This is a genomic window from Frigoribacterium faeni, assembly GCF_011761235.1.
In the GTDB taxonomy this organism is placed as follows: domain Bacteria; phylum Actinomycetota; class Actinomycetes; order Actinomycetales; family Microbacteriaceae; genus Frigoribacterium; species Frigoribacterium faeni_A.
Map to the genome: position 1 here is coordinate 692126 of NZ_JAAOYW010000001.1, position 22724 is coordinate 714849.

Here is a 22724-nt window from a genome sequence, read left to right on the forward strand (position 1 = left end):
CTGCACTCTCCCGTGCCGGTGCGCGGAGCGGCCTGGCGAGTACGGTGGAGCCACCGATCACCAGGAGAGAACCGTGCGCAAATTCCTTTTCAACGGAGCGATCATCAGCTCGCTCTTCTCGGGCGTCAGCCTGCTCAAGAGCCTCAGCGCGGGGCCCCGCGACTGGCGACTGCTGCTCACCGCCGTCGCGTGGGCGGCGACGACCGCGATCGCGGTCGGCAACGTCGTCGAGGCCGCGAACCAGGACGACTGACCGCGGTCCCCTCGTCGGCCTCCGGGCCGGCGGCCGGCACGAAGGAGGCGCGTCCCCGGACAGGGGGCGCGCCTCCTTCGTCTGCCGGGGCCCGTGCCGGTGAGGGCGACGGCACCGGGCACGGTCCGACGAGCAGGGCTCAGCGGTCGCCTCCACCGCCCCGTCCGCCGTCGAAGCCCTCGTCGACGCGGGGGTCGCTCTCGTGCTCGGCGCCCATCGTCGCCGCGTAGGGCCGCGGCTCGGGCGCGGCGTCGCGCTGGATCGGGATGGCCTGCGTGAACAGCTGCGTGCGCTCCGACCCGGCGTTCTCGCCCGAGAAGAGGCCGCCCGAGTCCGACGTCGAGCGGGCGGGGCGACGCGTCTCGGGCTCGGCCTCGACCGTCTGCACCCGCGTGCGGGGCACGGCCTGGGGCGAGACGCGGTGCAGCCACGAGACCAGGTCCTCGCGCACCAGGCAGCGCAGGTCGAAGAGCGTGCCGGCGTCCTTCGCCGTGACCAGCACGCGCACGCGGACCCATCCCCCGGTGGCGTCCGTGACCTGCAGCACCTTCGTGCGCCGGTCCCACAGGTCGGTGCCGGCGAGGATCCGGTCGAGCTCGGCGCGCATCGCGCCCGGGTCGACGCGCCAGTCGAGGTCGAGCTCGACCGCGCCCAGCAGCTCGCTGTTGCGGCGGGTCCAGTTCTCGAACGGCGTGGTGGTGAAGTAGGTCGAGGGCAGCACGAGACGGCGGTCGTCCCAGATGTGCACGACGACGTACGACAGCGTGATCTCCTCGATCAGGCCCCACTGGCCCTCCACCACCACGACGTCGTCGATGCGGATGGCGTCGCTGAAGGCGAGCTGGATCCCGGCGAACACGTTGGCGAGGGTCGACTGCGCGGCGAGGCCCGCCACGACGGAGACGAGGCCGGCGCTCGCGAGCACGCTCGCCCCCACCGCCTCGACGCCGGGGAACCCGAGCAGGACGGCCCCGGCGGCGATGACCACGACGACGACCATCGTCAGGCGGCGCAGGATCAGCACCTGCGTGCGCACGCGCCTCGCCACGCGGTTGTCGGCGGTGTCGACCCGGTAGCGGGCGAGCCCCAGGTCCTCGAAGAAGAGCGCGAGGGCGCCGACGAACCAGGCGACGACGACGATGACGGCACACCGGAACAGCTGCGAGACCGCTTCTTCACCCGCCCACGGCGAGCCGAGCAGGGCAGGCAGGGAGGTGCGGAGCGCGATCGTGAGGAGCACGACGAGCAGCGTCCACCGGAACGGGCGGCGCATGCGCTCGACGAGCGCCTTCGCCCAGTCCTTCCTCTTGGCGACGATGCCGACGACGAGGCCGACCACGGCCGAGACGACGAAGGTGAGCAGGACCGCCGCGGCGACCGAGACGAGCAACTGGATCCAGGGCATCCGTCCACCCTGTCGCACGAGGTGCACGCGCGTCCGGCCCCGGCGGCGTCAGACTGGGACCGTGAGTCGATCCACAGGTTCCCGTCACGACGACGCCACGTCCGCGTCACCTGCCCGACGCCGGGCGTCGCCCCGCAGCCGCACGCGTCGGGTGCTGAAGGGCGTCGCCCTCGGCCTCTTCGCCGTCGTGGTGCTGGCCGCGACCGGCTTCTTCACGTGGGCGAAGACGCCCATGGCGGCCACCGCCTCCTCGCTCGCCGCCGTCGCGGACGATCCCCGGGTCGCCGTCGTCGACCGGCCCGACGTCGTGGTCATGCGGCCGGCACGGACCGTGGCCCTCGACCAGGGCCTCGTCTTCGTGGCCGGCGCGCGCGTCGACCCTCAGGCGTACGAGCAGGTGCTCGCCGGGCTCGTCGCGACCGGCGTGACGGTCGTCGTCGAGCGCCCGGTGCTCGGCTTCGGGATCCTCGACCCGCGTCCGCTCGACCACTTCACCGACCTCGCGCCCGAGGTGACGACCTGGGCCGTCGGCGGGCACTCCCTCGGCGGGGTGCGTGCCTGTCGCTACGCCGCGGACGACCCTGCCGTCGACGGCCTCGTGCTCTTCGGCTCGTACTGCGCGACGACCGACCTCTCCGGTCGCGACGACCTGCCGGTGCTGAGCCTCGGCGGCGGCGAGGACGGCCTGAGCACGCCCGCCGACCTCGAGCGGCACCGCGACATGCTGCCGGCGGACGCGACGGTCGTCGAGATCCCCGGCCTCGCCCACGCCCAGTTCGGCAGCTACGGAGAGCAGCCGGGCGACGGCCGGCCGACCATCGACGACGAGGAGGCGCGGGCCCGGATCGACCGGGAGCTCACGTCGTTCTTCGCCGGCGTGGGCGGGTGACGCCGGCTCAGACGGGCGCCCGGTCAGACGGGGTGCTCGCTCAGACGGAGCGCTTGCGGAGGCGCAGCGCCTCGAGCGCCATGCCCTGCGTGGCGTAGCGACCGACCTCGTCGCCCCAGGCGGGGTTCGGGCCCTTGATCGCGACGTGCACGCCGCCCTCGTCGCGGACGTGACCGAGCACCCGGTCGGGCGTCGAGACCTGGACGAGTCCGGCCGAGACGACACGAGTGGTGATGCGCGTGCTGCGGCGGAGGGGCTCGAGGGCGATCGTGGTCACGGGGTGGTGCCTTTCGTGGGGGACATGCGAGATTGACGGTACCCGCGCCTCCCCTGTCTTCTCCTGGGGCTCCGCCGTGCGTCCCCGGTGGTCTGACTGTGGGGACGCCTGCGTCGGGGTACGCGGACGCCCCGCCCGGCAGAGCCGGACGGGGCGAGACAGCGCCCGCGGCAGGCGGGACACAGGGGCGCGGGTCAGCGGGTGAGGCCGTCCACGTAGTCCTGGTTGTCGGCGATCCACGCGTCGACGACCTCGGTGTAGTCGCTGCCGTCGACGCCGCTGTTGAACATGGCGTTCTCGAGCGACGAGAGCGTCTCGGTGTCCATCTCGAAAGCCTCGAGCCACTCGGTCAGCTGCGGGAAGTCCGTCGTGAAGCTCTTGCCGCCGAACGAGTGGATGCCCTCGGCGTCGCCCAGGGTGCCCTTCGGGTCGGCGAGGTCCTTGATCGGGAACGCGTCGTAGGCCCAGTGCGGGCTCCACAGCGTCACGGCGATGTCCTCGCCGGCCTCGGTCGCGCTCTTCAGCTCGGTGAGCATGGCGGCGGTGGACGACGTCTGCAGCTCGAGGGCGTCGATGCCGTAGCCGGGGATGGTCGCGTCCTGCACGGCCGTCGTCAGGCCGGCACCGGGCTCGATGCCGACGATCGAGCCGCCGAAGAGGTCGGCGTTCGCGTTCAGCTCCTCGATCGAGTCGATCGGGGCGTCGGCGTTCACGGCGACGGCGAGCTTCGCGTCCTCGTTCCAGGCGCCGAGGTCGGTGAGGTCGTCGCCGTACTCCTCGACGTAGTCCGCGTGGGTGGTCGGCAGCCAGGTGTCGAGCACGACGTCGTAGTCGTCGGTGGTGAGGCCCGAGTAGACGGGGGCGACGTCGGCCATCTGCAGGTTGACCGTGTACCCCTCGTCCTCGAGCACCGACTTCCAGAGCCAGGAGGCGGCGATGCCCTCGTCCCAGCCGTTGAAGACGGCGAGCTCGACGACCCCCTGGTCGCCGTTGTCGAGGGTCTCGGCCGACGACGAGCTGCCGGGGGGCGAGCAGGCCGCGAGGCCGAGGACGGCGGTGGTGCCGAGGGCGAGGGAGGCGGCGATGGTGCGCTTCTTCATGGGTGTCCTTCCGGGGACGATGGGTGAGTTCGAGGTGCTGCTGCTGGTGGCGGCCGTGCGGGGGCCGAGGGGCCGCGGGCTCACGCGCCGGCGCCCACGGGGACGGGCCGCTCGGCGTCGGCGGTGCGCGCCTCCTGGGTGCTCGGCGTCGGCGGGGGAGCGTCGTCCCGGCCGGCGGCGCCGCGGACCGGGCGTCGCCGTGCCCGGCGGTCTGCGCCGAGGGCGGCCGTCATCCGGTCGAGGATGATGGCGAGCACGACCACGGAGACGCCGGCCTCCGCCCCGAGCGCGATGTCGATCCGGTTGAGGCTCGCGACGATGTCGCCGCCGAGCCCGCCCGCACCGACCATGCCTGCGATCACGACCATCGAGAGCGACAGCATGATGACCTGGTTGACGCCCGCCATGATGCTCGGCTTCGCGAGCGGCAGCTGGATCTGGCGGAGGATGCGCCACGGCGACGAGCCGAACGCGTGGCCCGCCTCCACCACCTCCGTGTCGACGCCGCGGATGCCGAGCTCGGTCAGGCGGACGCCGGGGGCCATCGCGAACACGACGGTCGCGACGATGCCGGGGACGACGCCGATGCGGAACAGCAGCAGCGCCGGGATCAGGTAGACGAAGGCGGGCGTCGTCTGCATGAAGTCGAGCACGGGCCGGATGATCTGAGAGGCCAGCGACGACTTCGCGGCGAGCACACCGAGCGGGATGCTGAGCACGATGGCCACGGCGCCGGCGACGAGCACCAGGGCGAGGGTCGACATGGCGTTCTCCCACTGCCCGAGGGTGCCGATGAACAGCAGGCCGACCGCCGTGCCGAGGCCGAACTTCCAGCCCTTCGCGACGAAGGCCAGGGCCGCGACCACGACGACGACCGCCCAGAAGGGAGGCGCGCTGAGGAAGTACTCGACCCACTCGTAGAAGAAGGTCACGATCGCGCGGACGACGGAGAAGAAGCCGCCGAGGTGGGTGGTGACCCAGTCGACGACGACGGCGACCGCGTCGCCGAACGGGATGCGCAGGTACTCGTTCATCGGAGGGCTCCCTCGGTGGTGGCGGTCGGGACCCCGGCAGGCGCGGCGAGCGTCTCGTCGAGCTCGCTCTCGGAGTACCGGGTGACGGGCTCGAGCACGGGCACCGGCGAGGTCGACGTGTCGACCCCGCCGAGCGCGGCGAGGAGCGTGACGCGCGGGACGACGCCGACGAGGCGGTCCCGGTCGTCGACGACGGCGATGGGCAGCGGGCTCTCGACCGCCAGCTCGAAGAGGTCGACGAGGGCGGCGTCGGGGCCCACCTTGGCGAACTCCGCGTCGACGATCGACGCGAGGTCCGTGTCGGCCGTCTTCACCTGGCGCATGACGTGGCGGTCGCTCACCCAGCCGAGCAGGGTGCGGTCGCGGCCGAGCACGAACAGCGCCGCGGTCTGCAGGTCGCGCAAGGTGCGCAGGGCGCCTCGCGGGCCGGCCGTCAGCTGCACGACGGCGCGGGCGGGCTCCATCACGCTCGCCGCGGTGAGCACGCGGGCGCGGTCGACGTCCTGCACGAACTGGGCGACGTAGTCGTTGGCGGGATCCGTGAGGATCTCCTCCGGCGTGCCGATCTGCACGATGCGGCCGTCGCGCATGACGGCGATCCGGTCGCCGAGGAACATCGCCTCGTTGAGGTCGTGCGTGATGAAGACGATCGTCTTGCCGAGCGTCGCCTGCAGCTCGAGCAGCTGCTCCTGCATCTCCCGGCGGATGAGCGGGTCGAGCGCGCTGAACGCCTCGTCCATCAGCAGGATGTCCGTCTCGGCGGCGAGGGCGCGGGCGAGGCCGACGCGCTGCTGCATGCCGCCCGACAGCTCGGACGGCAGCTTGTCCTCCCAGCCCCCGAGGCCGACGACGGCCGTCATCTCGCGGGCCTTCGCGAGGCGGTCCGCCTTGCCGACGCCCTGCACCTCGAGTCCGTAGGCGACGTTGTCGAGCACGGTCCGGTGCGGCAGCAGGGCGAAGTGCTGGAACACCATCGACACGCTCGCCCGGCGCACCTCGCGGAGGCGCGCGGGCGACACGTCGGAGATGTCGGCCCCCGAGATCTCCACCGAGCCGGCGGTGGGCTCGAGCAGGCCGTTGAGCATCCGGATGAGCGTCGACTTGCCCGAGCCGGACAGGCCCATCACGACGAAGATCTCGCCCGGCTGCACGTCGAACGACGCGTCGATGACGGCGGCGGTGCCGAGGGAGGCCGCCTCGGCTCGGGTGGCGCCCGCCTCCAGGCGGGTCACGGCGTCCTGGGGTCGGCGGCCGAACACCTTGTACAGGTTCCGGGCGCGCACGGCTGGTCTGGTGGTCACGATGTCTCCATGCGCACGCCGACACGGGCGTCCGGCCGCTCGGGCCGGAGCCGTCGGCGGCGTCCAGGTCGGGCGGACGGGTCGACGGCGCGTGCGGGACGGACGGGCTCAAGCGGCGCGTGACCGGCGTCGTGCCTGGTCTGCCTCGCGAACCCGTACCCTGCTGGGCCGGTCACGGGACCGGCACCGGCGCCACCAGACCGTACGACGGCCGGGCCCGTGGCGGGAGCCGGCGGACGTCGCGTCCTGATGATGACGGACCCGAGCTAACGGGTCGCCCCGACGGTAGCGCGGACGACACGTGACGACCAACTCGGGACCCCCTCGCCGGGCCCGGCCGCCGACCCGCGTGACGGCGTGTCGCCCGGACCTGCGGGGTTCTCGATCGAGACGCCATCGTTACAGAGCCTGCACGGCCGGGCCGGCGCCTCCTCGGTCTGCGCGCACCGGCCACGGGAGGTGCGCATCGTGCACCGAGAGGTCTACGGTCGGTCCATGACGAGTCCCTCGAACGAGGGCGGCCGCGGCGCCGCCCCCGACCACGTCCCCCAGGATTTCTCGCACGAGCAGGAGGGGTTCCACCAGGGCCTCAAGCCGCGCCAGCTGCAGATGATCGCGATCGGCGGGGCCATCGGCACCGGGTTGTTCCTCGGCGCCGGCGGCCGTCTCGCCTCGGCGGGCCCGGCCCTCGCGATCGTCTTCGCCGTGTGCGGCGTGTTCGCCTTCTTCATCCTCCGCGCGCTCGGCGAGCTCGTGCTGCACCGCCCCTCCTCGGGGTCGTTCGTGTCGTACGCGCGCGAGTTCTTCGGCGAGAAGGCCGCCTACGCCGCCGGCTGGATGTACTTCCTGAACTGGGCGATGACGGCCATCGTCGACGTCACCGCGGTGGCGCTCTACCTGCACTACTGGAGCGCGTTCACCTCGGCGCCCGACTGGCTGCTCGCCCTCGTGGCCCTCGCCGTCGTCCTGTCGGTGAACCTGCTCGCGGTCAAGGTGTTCGGCGAGATGGAGTTCTGGTTCGCCATCATCAAGGTGGCGGCCCTCGTGGTCTTCCTCGTGGTGGGGGTCGTCTGGCTGGCGGCCTCGTTCCCCGTCACGAGCGGCGGCGAGGCCGTCGAGACCGGCTGGTCGCTCGTGGCGGCGTCGGGCATCCTGCCGAACGGCCTCCTGCCGGCGGTCATCGTCGTGCAGGGCGTGGTCTTCGCCTACGCCGCGATCGAGCTGGTCGGCACCGCCTCCGGCGAGACGCAGCACCCCGAGAAGGTTGTGCCCCGCGCCATCAACACCGTCATCATCCGCATCGCCGTGTTCTACGTCGGCAGCCTCGTGCTGCTGTCGCTGCTGCTGCCCTACACCTCGTACGAGGCGGGCCAGAGCCCGTTCGTCACGTTCTTCAGCAGCATCGGCAACCCGCAGGTCGGCGAGGTCGCCGGCTCGATCATGAACTTCGTCGTCGTCACCGCCGCGCTGTCGAGCCTGAACGCCGGGCTGTACTCGACGGGCCGGGTGCTGCACTCGATGGGCATGAACGGCTCGGCGCCGACCTTCACCACGAAGATGTCCAAGGGCGGCGTGCCGTTCGGCGGCATCCTGCTCACGGCGAGCATCACCCTGCTCGGCGTCGGGCTCAACGCCGTCGTCGGGGCGACCACCGCCTTCGAGATCGTGCTGAACATCGCGTCGCTCGGCATCCTCACCGCGTGGGGCACGATCATCCTCTGCCAGATGCGCCTGCGCCGGTGGGCGAAGGAGGGCAAGGCCGAGGAGCCCTCGTTCCGGCTCCCGGGCGCACCCGTGACGAGCTACCTGACGCTGGCGTTCCTGCTCGCGGTCGTGGTGCTGATGGCCGTCGACTGGCCGATCGGCTCGATCACGGTCATGTCGCTCGTCGTCATCATCCCGCTGCTCGTGCTCGGCTGGCACCTGCAGCGCGACCGCATCCTGGCCGCGGCGCGCCTGCGCGAGGGCATGACGGGCCCGTACCCGGTGACGGGTCGCGACCCGTCGTCGCAGCGGCCGCGCGACGACGGCCCGCGCAGCTAGGTCGGGGTCAGGAGCCGAGGAGGCGCGTCCGCGGTCAGAAGAGCGGCCACGGCACGGCGGGCGCCCGCCCCTCGGGCTCGGGGAACACGCCCCGCGTCCGCAGGCGCTCGCAGCGGGCGGCGAGCGCCGTGAGCTCGGCCTCGGTGACGAGCGGGGCGAGCGCCGCGCCGAGGTCGCCCGTGAGCCGCTGCTCGACACGGGCCACCCCGTCGAGCTCGTCGGCGCTCAGCGGCTCGCCCGCCCAGCCCCAGAGCACGGTGCGGAGCTTGTGCTCGGCGTGGAGGGTGAGGCCGTGGTCGACCCCGTGGCGGTGCCCGCCCGGCATGGCGAGCACGTGGGCGCCCTTGCGGTCGGCGTTGTTGACGAGCACGTCGAAGACCGCCATGCGCCGCAGCGCCGTCGTGTCCTCGTGCACGAGCGCCACCGGCTCGTCGTCCTCGTCGAGCCCCTCGAGCACCGTGCGCCAGCCCTCGTCGGGCACGTCGGCGGAGGGCAGCAGGTCGACCGCGTCCTGGTCGGGGTCGACGTCGCACCAGAGCTGGACCATGCCCCGGCCGAGCGGGCCGTCGCGCAGCCAGGTGCGGGGCACGACGTCCCAGCCGAGGGCCTCGGACACGTGCCAGGCGGCGACCTCACGCGACGCGAGGTCGCCGTCGGGGAAGTCCCAGAGCGGGCGTTCGCCGTCGACGGGCTTGTAGACGACGACCACGCCGTCGACCTCGCCGACGAAGGTCGCGTTGGAGGCGGTGGTCACCCGGCCCGTGAGCGTCAGCTCCCCCGTCACCAGGTCGGGCGCGGGCCCCGTGGTCACCAGGAGTCGCCGGGCCCGGCGCAGACGTGGCCCTCGGGGTCCATCGGCGCGCCGCAGAGGGGGCAGAGCGGGCGGCCGGCGCCGACGACCTCGAGGGTGCGCGCGGCGAAGGCACGCGCGGTGCCGACGGGCAGCCGCAGCGACATCATCTCGACGGGCTCGTCGTCGTCGGAGCCGTCGACGGGGTCGTCGCCGTCGGGGTCGACGAGCGGGTACGCCTCGACGACCACCTGCGAGGTCGACGGGTCCCAGCCGAGGCTGAGGGCGCCGACGCGGAACTCGGCCTCGACGGGCTGGTCGAGCGGGGCGTCGTCGACGAGCTCGACCGGGGTCGTCTCGGGCACGCTGGCGGGGTTGCCGTCGACGCTGCGCACCTCGTCGAGGATCTCGTCGATCTTGCGGGCGAGCACGGCGGACTGTTCTTTCTCGAGGGCGACGCTGACGACCCGACGGCCGTCTCGGGCCTGCAGGTAGAAGGTGCGTGCTCCCGGGCGGCCGACGGTGCCGACGACGACGCGGTCGGGCCAGTCGAACCCGTGGACGATGGTGGCCATGTCGTCATCCTACGAGCGGCGGGGGCAGGTGTCCGGGGGCGCCTCTCAGGCGGTGCCCGCGCCTCCCCCGACGGCGGCGTCGGCGACCGGTGCGGAGCCGCGGAGCCAGCTGAGGTCGCCTCCGTCGGTGTTGGTGGCGAGCACGTCGGTGCGGTGCGTGCCGTAGCGGACGATCGACACGGAGGCCGGCCCGACGGAGATGCGCTGGAACAGGTCGAGGTGCACGCCGAGGGCGTCGGCGAGCACCGACTTGACGACGTCGCCGTGGCTGACGGCGAGCCAGACGGCGCCGGCCCCGTGCTCGCGCTCGACGGCGGCGTCGTGGGCTCGGATCGCGCTGACGGCACGGTGCTGCATGCCCGACATGGTCTCGCCTCCGGGGAACGTCACGGCGCTGGGCTGCCGCTGGACGACCTGCCAGAGGTCCTCGCCGGAGAGCTCGGAGAGCGGGCGGCCCTGCCAGTCGCCGTAGTCGCACTCGGTGATGGCGTCGTCGACGACGACGTCGAACGCGGCGTCGGCCGCCTGCTGGGCGACGATCGCCTCGGTGGTCTCCCGGCACCGCTCGAGCGGCGAGGTGACGACGCGGGCGAACGGAACGACGGCCAGCCGGGCTCCGGTCGCGGCGGCCTGGCCGCGGCCCACCTCGTCGAGCAGCACCCCGGGCGTGCGCCCTGCCAGCACCCCGGTCGCGTTCGCGGTCGTCCGTCCGTGCCTGACCAGCACCACCGTACCCATGCGCCCACCCTAAGCCCCGCCCCCCAGCACCCCTCATCGCCGAAGGGGCCAGCGAACCGCCGCCCCACCGGGGCCAGCGAAGCGCCGCCCCCACCGGGCCAGCGAAGCGTCGCCCGACCGGGCCAGCGAAGCGTCGCCCCCACCGTCGCCGAAGGGGGCCAGCGAAGCGTCGCCCGACCGGGCCAGCGAAGCGTCGCCCCCACGAGCGACCAGCACCTGGCGGGCCCGCACCCCAGCCCCGAACGACGAGAGCCGCACGTCGCCGGAGGCGACGAACGGCTCGAAGAACGAATCCCCCGCGAAGAAGCGAAGCTTCGAGCACGGGGGATGAATTCGTTCGTGCACCCCCTCGGACTTGAACCGAGAACCCACTGATTAAGAGTCAGTTGCTCTGCCAATTGAGCTAGAGGTGCGCGCTGCGGGCGGTGCCGCAACGAGGAATGACTCTAGCATGAGATCCGACCCCCTGAGAACCACCGGCCGCCTGTGCGCGGCGAGATCGGAGCACCATGTCCACGAAGCTCGAGAAGGGCGCCGCGGCGCCTGCGTTCACCCTCGACGACGAGTCGGGCAGCCCGGTGTCGTTGTCGGACTTCGCGGGCCGCAGGGTGATCGTGTACTTCTACCCGGCGGCGTCGACGCCGGGCTGCACGACGCAGGCGTGCGACTTCCGGGACAACATCAACTCGTTGGCGTCGTCGGGCTACCAGGTGCTGGGGGTGTCGAAGGACGCCCCGGAGGCGCTGCGCCGGTTCAAGGACGAGCAGGGCCTGAACTTCCCGCTGCTGTCCGACCCTGAGCTGACGGTGCACGAGGCGTACGGCGCCTGGGGCGAGAAGAACAACTACGGGCGGGTCGTGACGGGGACGATCCGTTCGACGTTCGTGCTCGACGAGTCGGGTGCGGTCGAGCTGCCGCTGTACAACGTCAAGGCGACGGGCCACGTGGCCTCGCTGCGGAAGAAGCTGGGCCTGGACTGACCCGGCGGGTGGACGCCCCGCCCTGCCTCGTCAGTAGGTGCGGGGCGGGGCGTCGTCGCGGGCCGAGGTGACGGCGACGACGCTCGGGACGAGCAGCAGGACGACGACGAGCACGGCGGGCACGATGAGCCAGAGGCCGACGGACGGGTTGGCGAAGGTGCCCTGGAGGCTGCCGACGCCGACCGCGATCTGCAGCACCTGCCAGACGATCGCGGCGCCCCGGATCCAGCCGCGGCCGCGCAGCGCGCCGACGACGATGGCCCCGAGCCACACGGTCGCGATGAGCGTGAGGACGAGGATCGCGGCGGCCGAGGCGTAGGAGTCGGGACGGACCGTGAGGATCTCGACGAGCAGGTAGGCCGTGGCCACGGCGAGCAGCGTCGCCTCGGCGGCGAGCAGCAGGACGAGCAGCCAGTACAGGGCGGGCCGACGCCCGGAGGCAGACCGATCGGTCGCCGCCACGGGGGGCTCTCCGTGCTGTCCGGTCACGCTCGATCCTCTCTGGGAATCCTTGATCTGGCGGTTCCAGTATGCGACCATATTCGAGGTCGAAGTGACGCGTACGTCGTGGTGCGCGCCTCCCAATGATTCGAAGTCTTCTGGCTTTCTTCCCCCCATCCGGAACCTGGCGCTTCGCTGTGCCCGGTTCAGCATCCTAAGGAGTACCCATCGATGGATTGGCGTGACAAAGCCGCCTGCCTGACCGCTGACCCGGAGCTGTTCTTCCCTGTCGGCAACACGGGCCCCGCTGTCGACCAGATCGACAAGGCCAAGACCGTCTGCGGTCGGTGCACGGTGACCGAGACCTGCCTGCAGTACGCCCTCGAGACCAGCCAGGACTCGGGCGTGTGGGGCGGCCTCAGCGAGGACGAGCGCCGCGCGCTCAAGCGCCGCGCCGCTCGCGCTCGTCGCGCCAGCTAGGCGTCACCAGGACCTCTCGACGAGGCCGGTCTCCTTCGGGAGCCGGCCTCGTCGTCGTTCAGGCGACCGACGCGTCGGCCGCCCCTGCCCGGCCACCGCCCCCGCCGGTGGCCACCGCAGCGATCAGGCCTGGGTGAGCCAGCGGAACGGGATCTCGATGGTGACCTCGGTGCCGTTGCCGACCAGGGTGTGCCAGTCGATGGTGCCGCCGAGCTCGCCCTGGATGAGGGTGCGGACGATCTGGGTGCCGAGCCCCGAGCCGACCTTGCCCTCGGGCAGCCCGACGCCGTCGTCGCGCACCTTGACGGTGAGCTGCTCGTCGTCGCGCTCGGCCGAGATCTCGACCACGCCGTCGCGGCCGTCGAGCCCGTGCTCGACGGCGTTGGTCACCAGCTCGGTGAGCGCGAGGGCGAGCGGGGTGGCGTACTCGCTCGGCAGCGCGCCGAAGCTGCCGGTCATCGTCGGGCGGACGGTGGTCGCGTGGCTCGACGCGACCTCGGTGATGAGCATGAGCACCCGGTCGAAGACGGTGTCGAAGTCGACGTTCTGGCTGAGGCCCTCGGAGAGGGTGTCGTGCACGACCGCGATCGAGGCCACACGGCGCATGGCCTGGGTCAGCGCCTCGCGGGCGACGTCGGTGTGGGTGCGTCGCGCCTGGATGCGCAGCAGGGAGGCGACCGTCTGCAGGTTGTTCTTGACCCGGTGGTGGATCTCGCGGATCGTCGCGTCCTTCGTGATGAGCTCGCGCTCCTGGTGCCGGAGCTCGGTGACGTCGCGGCAGAGCACGACGGCCCCGACGCGCTCGCCCCGGTCGCGCAGGGGGATGGCGCGGAGGGAGACGGTCACGCCGCGCGCCTCGATGTCGGTGCGCCAGGGCGCGCGGCCCGTGACGACGAGCGGGAGGGACTCGTCGATGACGAGCTTGCCCTGCAGGAGGCCGGTGGTGACCTCGGCCAGCGACTCGCCCTCGAGCTCGCCGGCGAAGCCCATGCGGTTGAACGCCGAGAGGCCGTTCGGGCTGGCGAAGGTGACCGTGCCGTCGACGTCGAGCCTCAGCAGGCCGTCGGAGGCGCGCGGGGCCCCACGCCGGGGCCCGGTCGGGGCCCCGAGGTCGGGGAAGTCGCCCGCGGCGATCATCGAGAACAGGTCGTTGCTGCACTGGTTGAAGGTGAGTTCTTGGCGGCTGGGCGTGCGCGCCTCGCTGAGGTTCGTGTGCCGCGTGATGACGGCGATCGGCGACGCGGTGACGTCGGGGCTGTTGGCCCCGAGGCGACGGAGCACCGGGACGGCCCGGACGCGCGTCGGGGTCTCTTCGTACCAGTCGGGCGCCGCGGAGTCGACGATGCGCGTCGTCTCGAAGGCCTGCTGGATCTGCGAGCGCCACTCGGCGCGCACCTCCTGGCCGACGAAGTCGCGGTAGAAGAGGGTGGCCGAGCTGGACGGGCGCGCGTGCGCGACGGCCACGTAGCTGCCCGAGTCGGTCGGGACCCAGAGGACCATGTCGGCGAAGGCGAGGTCGGCGAGGAGCTGCCAGTCTCCGACGAGGAGGTGGAGCCACTCGACGTCCGCCTCGCTGGAGCGGCCCTGGGCGAGAACGAGATCACTGAGCGTCGACACGCGCCCAGTCTAGGTCGGCCCCCTGACGCCGCCGGACGACCCCCGGCGCCCTCCCCCGGGACCCGACTTGTCCACAGACCGATCAGCGACCCACAGACAAGTCTGAGCATGTCATATGTTGGATTCACCACGTTCCCTCACGGAAGTCCGAGCAGCATGACTCCCTCACTCGCCCGAGCGACCCCGTCCGAGCCCCGCGACCCCGAAGGGCACGGCGCACGCCCCGCCCCGGCCGCCGACCGTCCGCGCCGCCAGCCGCAGCTCGTCCTCGTCGGTGCGCCCGTGCCCGACGACCCCGCGCCCGTCCCCCGGCCGTCGTCGCCGCCCGAGCCCGCGCTCGACCCCGCCAAGGCCGCCGAGGGCCTGGCCCGGTCGGTGCTCGAGGTCCTCGCCGGGGCACGCGACCTCCAGCAGCTCACGCGCTGGGTGTCGACCGAGGTGCACGCCGTGCTCAGCGCCCGGGTGCAGGTGGCGACCCGCGCCCGCAACGTCGTCACCGCGAGGCCGATCCGGCCGGTGCTCCGCATCAGCACGGTGAAGATCGCCCGCCCGGTGCCGGGCGTCGTCGAGGCGGTCGTCGTCGTCCACGGTCGCGGCCGGGCCCGTGCGGTCGCCGTGCGCCTCGAGGTCGTCGGCACGCGGTGGCAGGCGAGCGCCCTGCACATCCTCTGAGCGGGTCGCTCGCGACGCCCGGGCCCGACACCAGGACGACGACGGGCCGCCCACCGAGGTGGACGGCCCGTCGTCGTCGTGTCGTGCTGTGCGTCAGCCGTTCTTCTTGCCGGCAGCCCGTCGCTCGGCCCGGTTCACGGGCGCGCCGCCCGTCGACTGCCCGAAGGCGCCGCGCCCCGCCGGCTTGGTCGGCGTCGTGGCCTGTGCCGCGGCGACCTCGGGCTCGTCGTCGCCGCGCTCGGCGTCGTCCTGGGCCTTCTGGGCCTTGGCGGTCGCCGCCTGCTCGAGACGGCCGCGCTGGTCGCGCACCTCGACCTCGCCGGCGATGTTCGGGGCCGAGTACTCGAGCTTCGGCTGCTGCTTCTCGCCGTCGAGCCCCTTGGCCGCGATGACCGGGGTCTCGGCCGCGCCCACCTGCGACTGGACCTCGACCTCGAGGTTGAACAGGAACCCGACCGACTCCTCGCGGATCTGGCCCATCATGCTCTGGAACAGCGCGAAGCCCTCACGCTGGTACTCGACCAGCGGGTCGCGCTGGGCCATGGCCCGGAGGCCGATGCCGTCCTTGAGGTAGTCCATCTCGTAGAGGTGGTCGCGCCAACGACGGTCGATGACCGACAGCACGACGCGGCGCTCGAGCTCGCGCATGGCCGGCTCGCCGAGGGCCTCCTCGCGGGCGGCGTAGGCGACCTTGGCGTCGGAGAGCAGCTCCTGGCCGAGGAAGTCACGGGTGGCCTTGCCCTTGGACCCGGCCTCGGTGATGACCTCGTCGATGGTGATCGACACGGGCCAGAGGGTGCGGAGCTCGGTCCAGAGCGCGTCGAGATCCCAGTCGTCGGGGCTGCCCTCGCCGGTGTGCTGGTCGATGACCTCGTTCACGACGTCCTCGAGGAACCGCTGCGAGCGGTCCTGCAGGTCGTCGCCCTCGAGGATGTGACGGCGGTCGCCGTAGATCGCCTCGCGCTGGCGGTTGAGGACGTCGTCGTACTTGAGCACGTTCTTGCGGATCTCGGCGTTGCGCGACTCGACCTGCGACTGCGCCGAGCGGATGGCACGGCCGACGATCTTGTTCTCGATGGCGAGGTCGTCGGGCACGTTGCCGCGTCCCATGAGCGACTCGGCCGCCCCGGAGTTGAACAGGCGCATCAGGTCGTCGGTCAGCGACAGGTAGAAGCGGCTCTCGCCGGGGTCGCCCTGACGACCGCTGCGACCTCGCAGCTGGTTGTCGATGCGGCGGGACTCGTGGCGCTCGGTGCCGAGGACGTAGAGCCCCCCGGCCTCGATGACCTTCTCCGCCTCGACGGCGACGTCGGCCTTCTTGGCGGCGAAGACGTCGTCCCAGGCGGCCTCGTACTCGTCGGGGGTGTCCGAGGGGCTGAGGCCCTTCGAGTTCATCTCGGCCACGGCGAGGAACTCGGCGTTGCCGCCGAGCATGATGTCGGTGCCTCGACCGGCCATGTTCGTCGCGACGGTCACCGAGCCGAAGCGACCGGCCTGGGCGACGATCGCCGCCTCCCGTGCGTGGTTCTTGGCGTTGAGCACCTCGTGCTTGACCCCGCGCTTGGCGAGGAGGCGCGAGAGGTACTCGCTCTTCTCCACGCTGGTCGTGCCGACGAGGACGGGCTGGCCCTTCTCGTGGCGCTCGACGATGTCCTCGGCGACCTGCTCGAACTTCGCGGTCTCGTTCTTGTAGACGAGGTCGGTCTGGTCGATGCGCTGCATCGGCTTGTTGGTCGGGATGGGGACCACGCCGAGCTTGTAGGTGCTCATGAACTCGGCGGCCTCGGTCTCGGCCGTTCCCGTCATGCCGGAGAGCTTCTTGTAGAGGCGGAAGTAGTTCTGCAGGGTCACGGTCGCGAGGGTCTGGTTCTCGGCCTTGACCTCGACGCCCTCCTTGGCCTCGATCGCCTGGTGGATGCCCTCGTTGTACCGGCGCCCGCTGAGGATGCGGCCGGTGTGCTCGTCGACGATCAGCACCTCGCCGTTGATGACGACGTAGTCCTTGTCGCGCTTGAAGAGGGCGTCGGCCTTGATGGAGTTGTTGAGGAACGAGATGAGGGGCGTGTTCGCCGACTCGTAGAGGTTGTCGATGCCGAGGTAGTCCTCGACCTTCTCGATGCCGGGCTCGAGGACGCCGACGGTGCGCTTCTTCTCGTCGACCTCGTAGTCGGTGCCGGCGACGAGGCGCTTCGCGATGGTCGCGAACTCGGCGAACCAGCGGTTGGCCTCGCCCGAGGCGGGGCCGGAGATGATGAGCGGCGTGCGGGCCTCGTCGATGAGGATCGAGTCGACCTCGTCGACCACGGCGAAGAAGTGGCCGCGCTGGACCATGTCCTGCGACTGCCAGGCCATGTTGTCGCGCAGGTAGTCGAAGCCGAACTCGTTGTTCGTGCCGTACGTGATGTCGGCGGCGTACTGCTCGCGGCGCTCGGCCGGGGTCTGCCCGGCGAGGATGCAGCCGGTCGACATGCCCAGGGCGCGGAAGACGCGGCCCATCAGCTCGGACTGGTAGCTCGCGAGGAAGTCGTTGACGGTGATGACGTGCACGCCCCGCGAGGCGATCGCGTTGAGGTACGCGGCGGTCGTCGCGACGAGGGTCTTGCCCTCGCCCGTCTTCATCTCGGCGATGTTGCCGAGGTGCAGGGCCGCGCCGCCCATCAGCTGGACGTCGAAGTGGCGCATGCCGAGCGTGCGCTTCGAGGCCTCGCGCACGGCCGCGAACGCCTCGGGCAGCAGGTCGTCGAGCGACTCGCCGCCGGCGTAGCGCTCGCGGAGCTCGGCGGTCTCGTTCTTGAGCTCGTCGTCCGTGAGGGTGGTGAAGTCGTCCTCGAGCTCGTTCACGGCGGCGGCGTAGGCCTTGAGCCTGCGGAGTGTGCGGCCTTCACCGACGCGGAGGACCTTCTCTAGGACGTTGGCCAACGGATGCTCCCTGGTTCTGGACGTGACCGCCCCCTCGCGGGACGGGCACGGAATGGTAACAAGACTAGCGGCCGCGGCCCTGGGAGGAGGAGGAGGGACCGGCGTGGTCCCGCCTCCTCCTCCCCGGGGCACGCGGCCGCCGGGTCGTCGGGCGTCAGCCCGCGAAGCCCGCCCTCAGCGCGGTCGCCGCCTCCTGCAGCTCGGGCGCGCTCTGGTCGAGGCCGATGACGCCGTAGTCCCAGCCCTTCCGGCGGTAGACGACGCTCGGGCGGTCCGTCTCCGAGTCGATGAAGAGGTAGAAGTCGTGGCCGACGAGCTCCATGTAGTAGAGCGCGTCGTCGACGGTCATCGGCGTCGACGCGAACACCTTCTTGCGGATGACGACGGGCGTGTAGACCTCGTCCTCCTCGTCGGCCGTCGCGTCCTGCACCGTGGGGACGCTGCCCGTGCGGACCGCGTCGAGGGTCTCGGCGGCGGCCGGGACGACCCCGAGCGCGCTGAAGTCGGCGCTCGACGCCTCGTGCAGCGACGTCGGCCGGTGCTGGCCGCGGTGCACCTTCTTGCGGTCCTTCGCCCGGCGTATCCGCTCGAGCAGCCGCGCGACGGCGAGGTCGAAGGCGACGTACTTGTCGCCTCCGGTCGACTCCGCGCGCACGAGCGGGCCGGGGCCGATGAGGGTGAGCTCGACGCGGTCGTCGCCGGCCTGCCCGCTGGCCTTCTCGTTGTGGCGCGAGACCTTGACCTCGAGCGCCAGCGCCTTGGTGGCGAGCTGCGCCACCTTGTCGGCCTTGTCAGTGGCGTAGTCGCGGAAACGATCGGTGATGCCGACGTTTCGACCCGTGACGGAAATTTCCATGACGACCTCCTATGGCTATCGACGTGCCGCCTGTCAGCCAGGCGGATGTCCGTTCACGCCTTTCGCCCCACCGTAGCCAGGTCGACACCCCCGTGTCACGTCCCGTCCACCCGCGCGTCGCCGTCCCGGGCGTCCGCGGCGGCGCCCCGGGAGGCCAGCGGCGTGGCCGCCAGGCAGACCGCGGCGACGACGACCGCGCCCGCCTCCTCGAGGGCCCGACGCGCCTCCTGCACCGTGCTGCCGGTGGTGAGGACGTCGTCGAGCACGACCACCCGGCGCCCCGCGAGCTCGCCCCGCGCGCGCATGCTGCCGTCACGGGACCGGGCGCGCTGGGCCCGGTCGAGGTGCTTCTGCGTCGGGGACCGGCCTGGCCGGACGGACAGCGCCCCGGTCGAGACCGCGACGCCCGCGGTCCGGGCCAGGACGGTCACCGGGTCCCAGCCGCGCCGGCGTCGGCCCGCGGGCGACGGCGGCACGGCCACGAGGGCCGTCGGCGGGGCGTCCCGGGGCAGCGCGACGTCGACGGCGGCCCGGAGGGCGGGCCCGAGGGCCGCGGCGAGCCGCAGGCGGCCCCGCTGCTTGTAGGCCAGCACGACCTCGCGCACCTCGAACTCGTAGCGGAGCGCCGTGACGACCGGCAGCCCCGCCTGGACGGTCTCGACCGGTCGGGGGCGCAGGAGGCGGCGGCAGCGGTCGCAGAGCTCGCGGTCGGGCTCGCCGCAGCCCGCGCAGTCGACGGGCGAGAGCACGGCGAGCGCCTCGCGCAGCGCGCGGGCGAACGACGGAGGGCAGGAGGCGGTCACGGCCCCAGCGTGCGTGCCCGTCCCCGGGGCGGCACCGCCGGGGCACAGCGGTGGGGACGAGTCCGGCCCGTGACCGCCCGGGGAGGGACGACGACGGCCCGCCGCTCCCCGCTCAGCGCTGGGTCGCGAGCAACTGCGCCGTGACGCCCGTGTCCTGCCAGCTGCTCCCCCGCGGCTCGAGCACCGAGCCCTCCGCGGTCAGCACCTCGAGGTTCGAGGTGCCGTTGCCGCCGACGATGGTCGTGGCGCTGCCCGAGGGCCGGCCGGAGCCCTCCGACGTGCCGCCGACCTCGGCCAGGGTGACGAGCGACCCGTCGCCCGTGTCGGTCAGGGAGGCGACCGTCAGCTGGTCGGCCCAGGTCGCGTCGACGGGACGTCCGGTGGGGGCCGACAGCTCGACGGGCGGTCCGAGCGCCGTCGGGACGCCGCGGGAGTCGCGCAGCAGGGCGACGACGAGGAGACGGGACTCCCCCTCGTCGTCGAGGAGGGCCAGGGCCCGGGCGCCGTCGCGCGAGACGCGGAACGACACGACGGTCGCCCCGGTCGGCAGCGTGGAGGTCACGGCGTGGGCGGTGCCGTCGGCGCTCGTCGCGACGACGGCGCCGGGGTCGTCGCGGGGCACGGTCCACACGGAGCCCGAGTCGTCCAGCGACGGCGGCGCCAGGCCCGGTCGCCCGTCGACGAGCAGGGTCGTCCCGTCGGACGAGACGAGCACGGCGCCGCGGTCCGTGCCGACCACGACCGACGCCTGGTCGTCGGCCAGCTCGGCCGACGTGGGGGCGAGGGCGGCCGCGACGGGGCCGAGGCCGGGCACGGGGCCGACGGTCGACCGGGACGCGAAGCCCAGGGTGCCGTCGGCCACCACGAGGGGGCGGGCGTCGACCGTGGGGTCGCGGAGCGGCGCCTCGCCGCCGAGGTCGGGGACGTCGAGCACCGACGACTCGACGCTGAGCTCGACGGCCGTGATGGTCGAGAGCGTCGAGAAGCTGGCGAGCAGCTGGGCCTGCATGCGGGCCCTGGCCGTCGACGACGCGGACAGCGCGTCGCTGGTGAGGTCGACCCTGGCGGTGCCGTCCTCGACCGTGATGGCGGTCAGCGAGAGCTGCGTTCCCTCGGGGAACGCCGAGACCACGGCCCCGGTCAGCCAGGTCGACGGCCCGTCGAGCAGGGCGGACGCGATGCGCGTGCTCGTCGAGGACCGGGCGAGGAACCAGCGCTGGTCGGGCACCAGGTAGCGGAACGTGGCGTCGTAGAAGTAGACCGCGTGGGCCCGGAAGATCGACTGGAACGTCGCCGGGTTCAGCACCGTCCCGTCGGGGGCGTCGCTGATGCGCCACTGCCCGTCCTCCTGCACGAACGAGTAGCTGAGGCTCGTGGGCACGGAGCTGGTGGCCGGCACGTAGTGGCCGCCCCCGTCGAGCGTGGCGGTCGCGGTGAAGGTGTACTCGAGCTGGTCGACGCCGACCCGCGTCGTGGCGCCACCGCCGGGGCGCACCGTGACGCTGGCGCGCGCGTCCCAGGCGTCGGCGAAGCCCGACGAGAGGTACTCCCGGGCCACCGCGTAGTTGTCCTGCGGGCCCGTGCCGGCCGAGACGAAGTCGCGCAGGATCCTCTCCTGCGAGCTGTCGGCCACGGGGCCCTTCGGCGTGTAGACCACCTCGGACGGCGCGTCGGCCGTGATCGGGTCGCCCTCCTGCACCGGGCCGCTGTCGGGGATGGACGCGCAGCCCGTCAGAACGAGCGCCGCGACGAGGAGGCCGCCCAACAGGGCGCGCAGGCGGACCGGGTCACGCACGGGGCGCCTCCTCGTGGCCGTCGCCGGCCGGTCGGGTCGGGGACCGGTCGGGCAGGGCGCCCGACCAGGGCTCGGCGCCGCGCTCGGCGTCGTGGTCGGCGTCGCGAGGGACCACGGGCAGGGGCGAGGAGGTGGTGGCCGCGCCCGCGACGCGGGGCAGCGTCACGACGAACCGGCTGCCCTCGCCGAGGCGCGACCAGACCTCGAGCCGGCCGCCGTGCAGCACGGCGTCCTCGAGGCTGATGGCGAGGCCGAGGCCCGTGCCGCCGATGGTGCGCCGGCGGGACGGGTCGGCCCGCCAGAAGCGGTCGAAGACCCGCTCGGCGTCGCCCGGGCTCATGCCGATGCCGTGGTCGCGCACGGCGACGGCGACGGACTCGGCGTCGCTGTCGACCTCGACCTCGATGGGCCGGCCCTCGCCGTGCTCGATGGCGTTGCCGAGCAGGTTGCGCAGGATGCGGCGCAGCCGGCGCGGGTCGACCTCGGCCTCGAGGTAGCCGCCGCGCGCGTCGATCACCACGGTGCTGCCGGCCTCGGCGGCGAGGGGCTCGAACTCGGCGACGCCGTCCTCGACCAGCGACGCCACGGTGGTGCTCTCGACGTCGAGCTCGACCGCGCCGGCGTCGAAGCGCGAGATCTCGAGCAGGTCGGCGAGCAGCAGCTCGAAGCGGTCGACCTGTGTGTGGAGCAGCTCGGCGGTCCGCGCGGTCGACGGGGCGAACGACCGACGCTGGTCGTAGAGGACGTCGCCGGCGAGGCGGATCGTCGTCAGGGGCGTCCGGAGCTCGTGCGAGACGTCGCTGACGAACCGCTGCTGCACGCGCGAGAGCTCGGCCAGCTGCGAGATCTGCCGCTGCATGCCGTCGGCCATGCCGTTGAACGACCGGCCGAGGGTCGCCACGACGTCCTGCCCCTTCTCGGGGATGCGCTGGTCGAGGTCGCCGGCCGCGATGGCCTGGCTCGTCTCGGCGGCGACGCGCACCGGCCGGACGACGGTGCGCACCACGACGTAGGTGATGACCCCGATGAGCACGACGAGCGCCAGCGAGCCCAGCGCGAGGGTGCGCTGCATCAGCGCCAGGGTCGCGGCGGCGTCGCCGAGGTCGTAGACGAGGTAGAGCTCGTACTGCCCGGCCGTCGGCACCTGCAGCGTGCTGCCGACGACGATGCCGGGCACCGACCCGCCGTCGGCCCGGGCCAGGGCGACCGGCTGCATCGACAGGGCGCCCGTGTCCGACGCGACCCGCTCGCGGAGCTCGCTCGTCAGCTGGCCGCTCGGGAAGTCGGGGCTCGCGATGTCCTGCACGGTCTGGGCCGTCGACTGCCCGGGGGTGCGGAGGATCGCGATGCTCGTGCCGCCGGGGCTCGACGTCGAGCCGAGGATGGTGCTCTGCGCCTCGTTCTGCAACGAGTCGAGCTCGACCTGGTCGGCGTCCTCCGTCGCCGTCGCCGAGTCGAAGATGGACTGCGCGAGGATGGTCGCCCGCTGCGACTCGGACTGCACCTGGTCGCGGCGCTGGTCGTAGAGGTTCGCCCCGAGGCTCACCGAGATCGTGGTGGCGATGATCGACGCACCCGCCCCGGCGAGGACGACGGTGAGGGCGACCGTGCGGAACTCGAGCGAGCGCCGCCACGCCGACAGCACCCTGGGCCCGACGTCGCGCCAGGCGCCCCGCCGGCGCCACCAGGCACCCGGTCCGAGCGCCCGGCGCAGGCCGTCGCGGGCCGCCGCGCCGTCGGCCTGCGCGACCACGGC

At 72.7% G+C, this 22724-nt stretch carries 21 protein-coding genes and 1 tRNA gene; 6 read left to right on the forward strand and 16 right to left on the reverse strand.

The annotated features are described in order from the left end of the window. Window positions 1-73: 73 nt before the first annotated feature. Entirely contained in the window at window positions 74-253 is a 180-nt protein-coding gene (locus FHR78_RS03185) for a hypothetical protein (protein WP_166759041.1), read from the forward strand. Window positions 254-392: 139 nt separating this feature from the next. On the opposite strand, the gene FHR78_RS03190 is transcribed toward FHR78_RS03185, so the two are convergent. Then, window positions 393-1658, reverse strand: coding sequence for a mechanosensitive ion channel family protein (locus tag FHR78_RS03190; protein ID WP_166759042.1), 1266 nt, complete (start codon window positions 1656-1658; stop codon window positions 393-395). Window positions 1659-1719: 61 nt separating this feature from the next. Here FHR78_RS03190 and FHR78_RS03195 point away from each other — a divergent pair, with 61 nt between their 5' ends. Next, window positions 1720-2547, forward strand: coding sequence for an alpha/beta hydrolase (locus tag FHR78_RS03195; protein ID WP_347878027.1), 828 nt, complete (start codon window positions 1720-1722; stop codon window positions 2545-2547). A gap of 40 nt (window positions 2548-2587) precedes the next feature. Here FHR78_RS03195 and FHR78_RS03200 read toward each other — a convergent pair whose 3' ends face one another. The 4 genes from FHR78_RS03200 to FHR78_RS03215 form a co-directional block, all read right to left on the reverse strand. Continuing rightward, window positions 2588-2824, reverse strand: a complete 237-nt coding sequence (locus FHR78_RS03200) for a hypothetical protein (RefSeq protein ID WP_166759044.1) — start codon at window positions 2822-2824, stop codon at window positions 2588-2590. Window positions 2825-3018: 194 nt separating this feature from the next. Beyond that, entirely contained in the window at window positions 3019-3924 is a 906-nt protein-coding gene (locus FHR78_RS03205; RefSeq protein ID WP_166759045.1) for a glycine betaine ABC transporter substrate-binding protein, read from the reverse strand. Window positions 3925-4004: 80 nt separating this feature from the next. Continuing rightward, a complete protein-coding gene (locus FHR78_RS03210; protein WP_166759046.1) occupies window positions 4005-4958 on the reverse strand; it encodes an ABC transporter permease in 954 nt (317 codons plus the stop codon). After that, window positions 4955-6259, reverse strand: a complete 1305-nt coding sequence (locus FHR78_RS03215; RefSeq protein WP_166759047.1) for a betaine/proline/choline family ABC transporter ATP-binding protein — start codon at window positions 6257-6259, stop codon at window positions 4955-4957. Before FHR78_RS03215 ends, FHR78_RS03210 begins: the two co-directional genes overlap by 4 nt. Before the next feature lie 495 nt (window positions 6260-6754). Between FHR78_RS03215 and FHR78_RS03220 the strand changes: the two genes are divergently transcribed. Next, window positions 6755-8302, forward strand: coding sequence for an amino acid permease (locus FHR78_RS03220; RefSeq protein ID WP_166759048.1), 1548 nt, complete (start codon window positions 6755-6757; stop codon window positions 8300-8302). A gap of 34 nt (window positions 8303-8336) precedes the next feature. On the opposite strand, the gene FHR78_RS03225 is transcribed toward FHR78_RS03220, so the two are convergent. From FHR78_RS03225 to FHR78_RS03240, 4 genes are all read right to left on the reverse strand, one after another. After that, window positions 8337-9113: an SCO1664 family protein gene (locus FHR78_RS03225; RefSeq protein WP_166759049.1), complete on the reverse strand. Its 777-nt coding sequence runs from the start codon at window positions 9111-9113 to the stop codon at window positions 8337-8339. Next, window positions 9110-9667, reverse strand: coding sequence for a DUF3090 domain-containing protein (locus FHR78_RS03230; RefSeq protein WP_166759050.1), 558 nt, complete (start codon window positions 9665-9667; stop codon window positions 9110-9112). Before FHR78_RS03230 ends, FHR78_RS03225 begins: the two co-directional genes overlap by 4 nt. A gap of 45 nt (window positions 9668-9712) precedes the next feature. Next, complete coding sequence (locus tag FHR78_RS03235) at window positions 9713-10405, reverse strand: MSMEG_4193 family putative phosphomutase (protein ID WP_166759051.1); 693 nt, start codon at window positions 10403-10405, stop codon at window positions 9713-9715. 340 nt (window positions 10406-10745) lie between these two features. Continuing rightward, window positions 10746-10818 (reverse strand) — tRNA-Lys (locus FHR78_RS03240). 96 nt (window positions 10819-10914) lie between these two features. On the opposite strand from FHR78_RS03240, the gene bcp reads away from it, so the two are divergent. Further along, a complete protein-coding gene (gene bcp / locus FHR78_RS03245; RefSeq protein WP_166759052.1) occupies window positions 10915-11385 on the forward strand; it encodes a thioredoxin-dependent thiol peroxidase in 471 nt (156 codons plus the stop codon). Between the two features lie 30 nt (window positions 11386-11415). Here the strand turns inward: bcp and FHR78_RS03250 are convergent, their stop codons facing one another. After that, window positions 11416-11874, reverse strand: a complete 459-nt coding sequence (locus tag FHR78_RS03250; RefSeq protein ID WP_347878028.1) for a hypothetical protein — start codon at window positions 11872-11874, stop codon at window positions 11416-11418. Window positions 11875-12057: 183 nt separating this feature from the next. Between FHR78_RS03250 and FHR78_RS03255 the strand changes: the two genes are divergently transcribed. After that, window positions 12058-12306, forward strand: coding sequence for a WhiB family transcriptional regulator (locus tag FHR78_RS03255; RefSeq protein WP_055796236.1), 249 nt, complete (start codon window positions 12058-12060; stop codon window positions 12304-12306). Window positions 12307-12429: 123 nt separating this feature from the next. Here the strand turns inward: FHR78_RS03255 and FHR78_RS03260 are convergent, their stop codons facing one another. Then, window positions 12430-13923, reverse strand: coding sequence for a histidine kinase N-terminal domain-containing protein (locus FHR78_RS03260; protein WP_166759053.1), 1494 nt, complete (start codon window positions 13921-13923; stop codon window positions 12430-12432). A 156-nt stretch (window positions 13924-14079) separates the two neighbouring features. Here FHR78_RS03260 and FHR78_RS03265 point away from each other — a divergent pair, with 156 nt between their 5' ends. Beyond that, complete coding sequence (locus tag FHR78_RS03265) at window positions 14080-14595, forward strand: Rv3235 family protein (RefSeq protein ID WP_166759054.1); 516 nt, start codon at window positions 14080-14082, stop codon at window positions 14593-14595. A gap of 93 nt (window positions 14596-14688) precedes the next feature. Here the strand turns inward: FHR78_RS03265 and secA are convergent, their stop codons facing one another. The 5 genes from secA to mtrB all read right to left on the reverse strand — a co-directional run bounded on the left by secA (window position 14689) and on the right by mtrB (window position 22721). Then, window positions 14689-17514 (reverse strand): preprotein translocase subunit SecA, encoded by a 2826-nt coding sequence (gene secA, locus FHR78_RS03270; RefSeq protein ID WP_166759055.1) that lies wholly within the window; start codon window positions 17512-17514, stop codon window positions 14689-14691. Between the two features lie 154 nt (window positions 17515-17668). Further along, window positions 17669-18370, reverse strand: coding sequence for a ribosome hibernation-promoting factor, HPF/YfiA family (hpf, locus tag FHR78_RS03275; protein ID WP_166759056.1), 702 nt, complete (start codon window positions 18368-18370; stop codon window positions 17669-17671). Between the two features lie 95 nt (window positions 18371-18465). After that, complete coding sequence (locus FHR78_RS15515; protein WP_166759057.1) at window positions 18466-19173, reverse strand: phosphoribosyltransferase family protein; 708 nt, start codon at window positions 19171-19173, stop codon at window positions 18466-18468. A gap of 112 nt (window positions 19174-19285) precedes the next feature. Next, window positions 19286-20968, reverse strand: coding sequence for an LpqB family beta-propeller domain-containing protein (locus tag FHR78_RS03285; RefSeq protein ID WP_166759058.1), 1683 nt, complete (start codon window positions 20966-20968; stop codon window positions 19286-19288). After that, window positions 20961-22721, reverse strand: coding sequence for an MtrAB system histidine kinase MtrB (gene mtrB / locus FHR78_RS03290; RefSeq protein WP_166759059.1), 1761 nt, complete (start codon window positions 22719-22721; stop codon window positions 20961-20963). The genes FHR78_RS03285 and mtrB overlap by 8 nt, the downstream gene beginning before the upstream one ends. Between the last annotated feature and the right edge of the window lie 3 nt (window positions 22722-22724).

Coding starts and splice junctions, on each gene's coding strand:
- FHR78_RS03190 (WP_166759042.1), bottom strand. CDS start 1,658: ATGCCCTGGATCCAGTTGCTCGTCTCGGTCGCCGCGGCGGTCCTGCTC.
- FHR78_RS03205 (WP_166759045.1), bottom strand. CDS start 3,924: ATGAAGAAGCGCACCATCGCCGCCTCCCTCGCCCTCGGCACCACCGCC.
- FHR78_RS03210 (WP_166759046.1), bottom strand. CDS start 4,958: ATGAACGAGTACCTGCGCATCCCGTTCGGCGACGCGGTCGCCGTCGTC.
- FHR78_RS03220 (WP_166759048.1), top strand. CDS start 6,755: ATGACGAGTCCCTCGAACGAGGGCGGCCGCGGCGCCGCCCCCGACCAC.
- FHR78_RS03230 (WP_166759050.1), bottom strand. CDS start 9,667: ATGGCCACCATCGTCCACGGGTTCGACTGGCCCGACCGCGTCGTCGTC.
- FHR78_RS03235 (WP_166759051.1), bottom strand. CDS start 10,405: ATGGGTACGGTGGTGCTGGTCAGGCACGGACGGACGACCGCGAACGCG.
- bcp (WP_166759052.1), top strand. CDS start 10,915: ATGTCCACGAAGCTCGAGAAGGGCGCCGCGGCGCCTGCGTTCACCCTC.
- FHR78_RS03255 (WP_055796236.1), top strand. CDS start 12,058: ATGGATTGGCGTGACAAAGCCGCCTGCCTGACCGCTGACCCGGAGCTG.
- FHR78_RS03265 (WP_166759054.1), top strand. CDS start 14,080: ATGACTCCCTCACTCGCCCGAGCGACCCCGTCCGAGCCCCGCGACCCC.
- hpf (WP_166759056.1), bottom strand. CDS start 18,370: ATGGAAATTTCCGTCACGGGTCGAAACGTCGGCATCACCGATCGTTTC.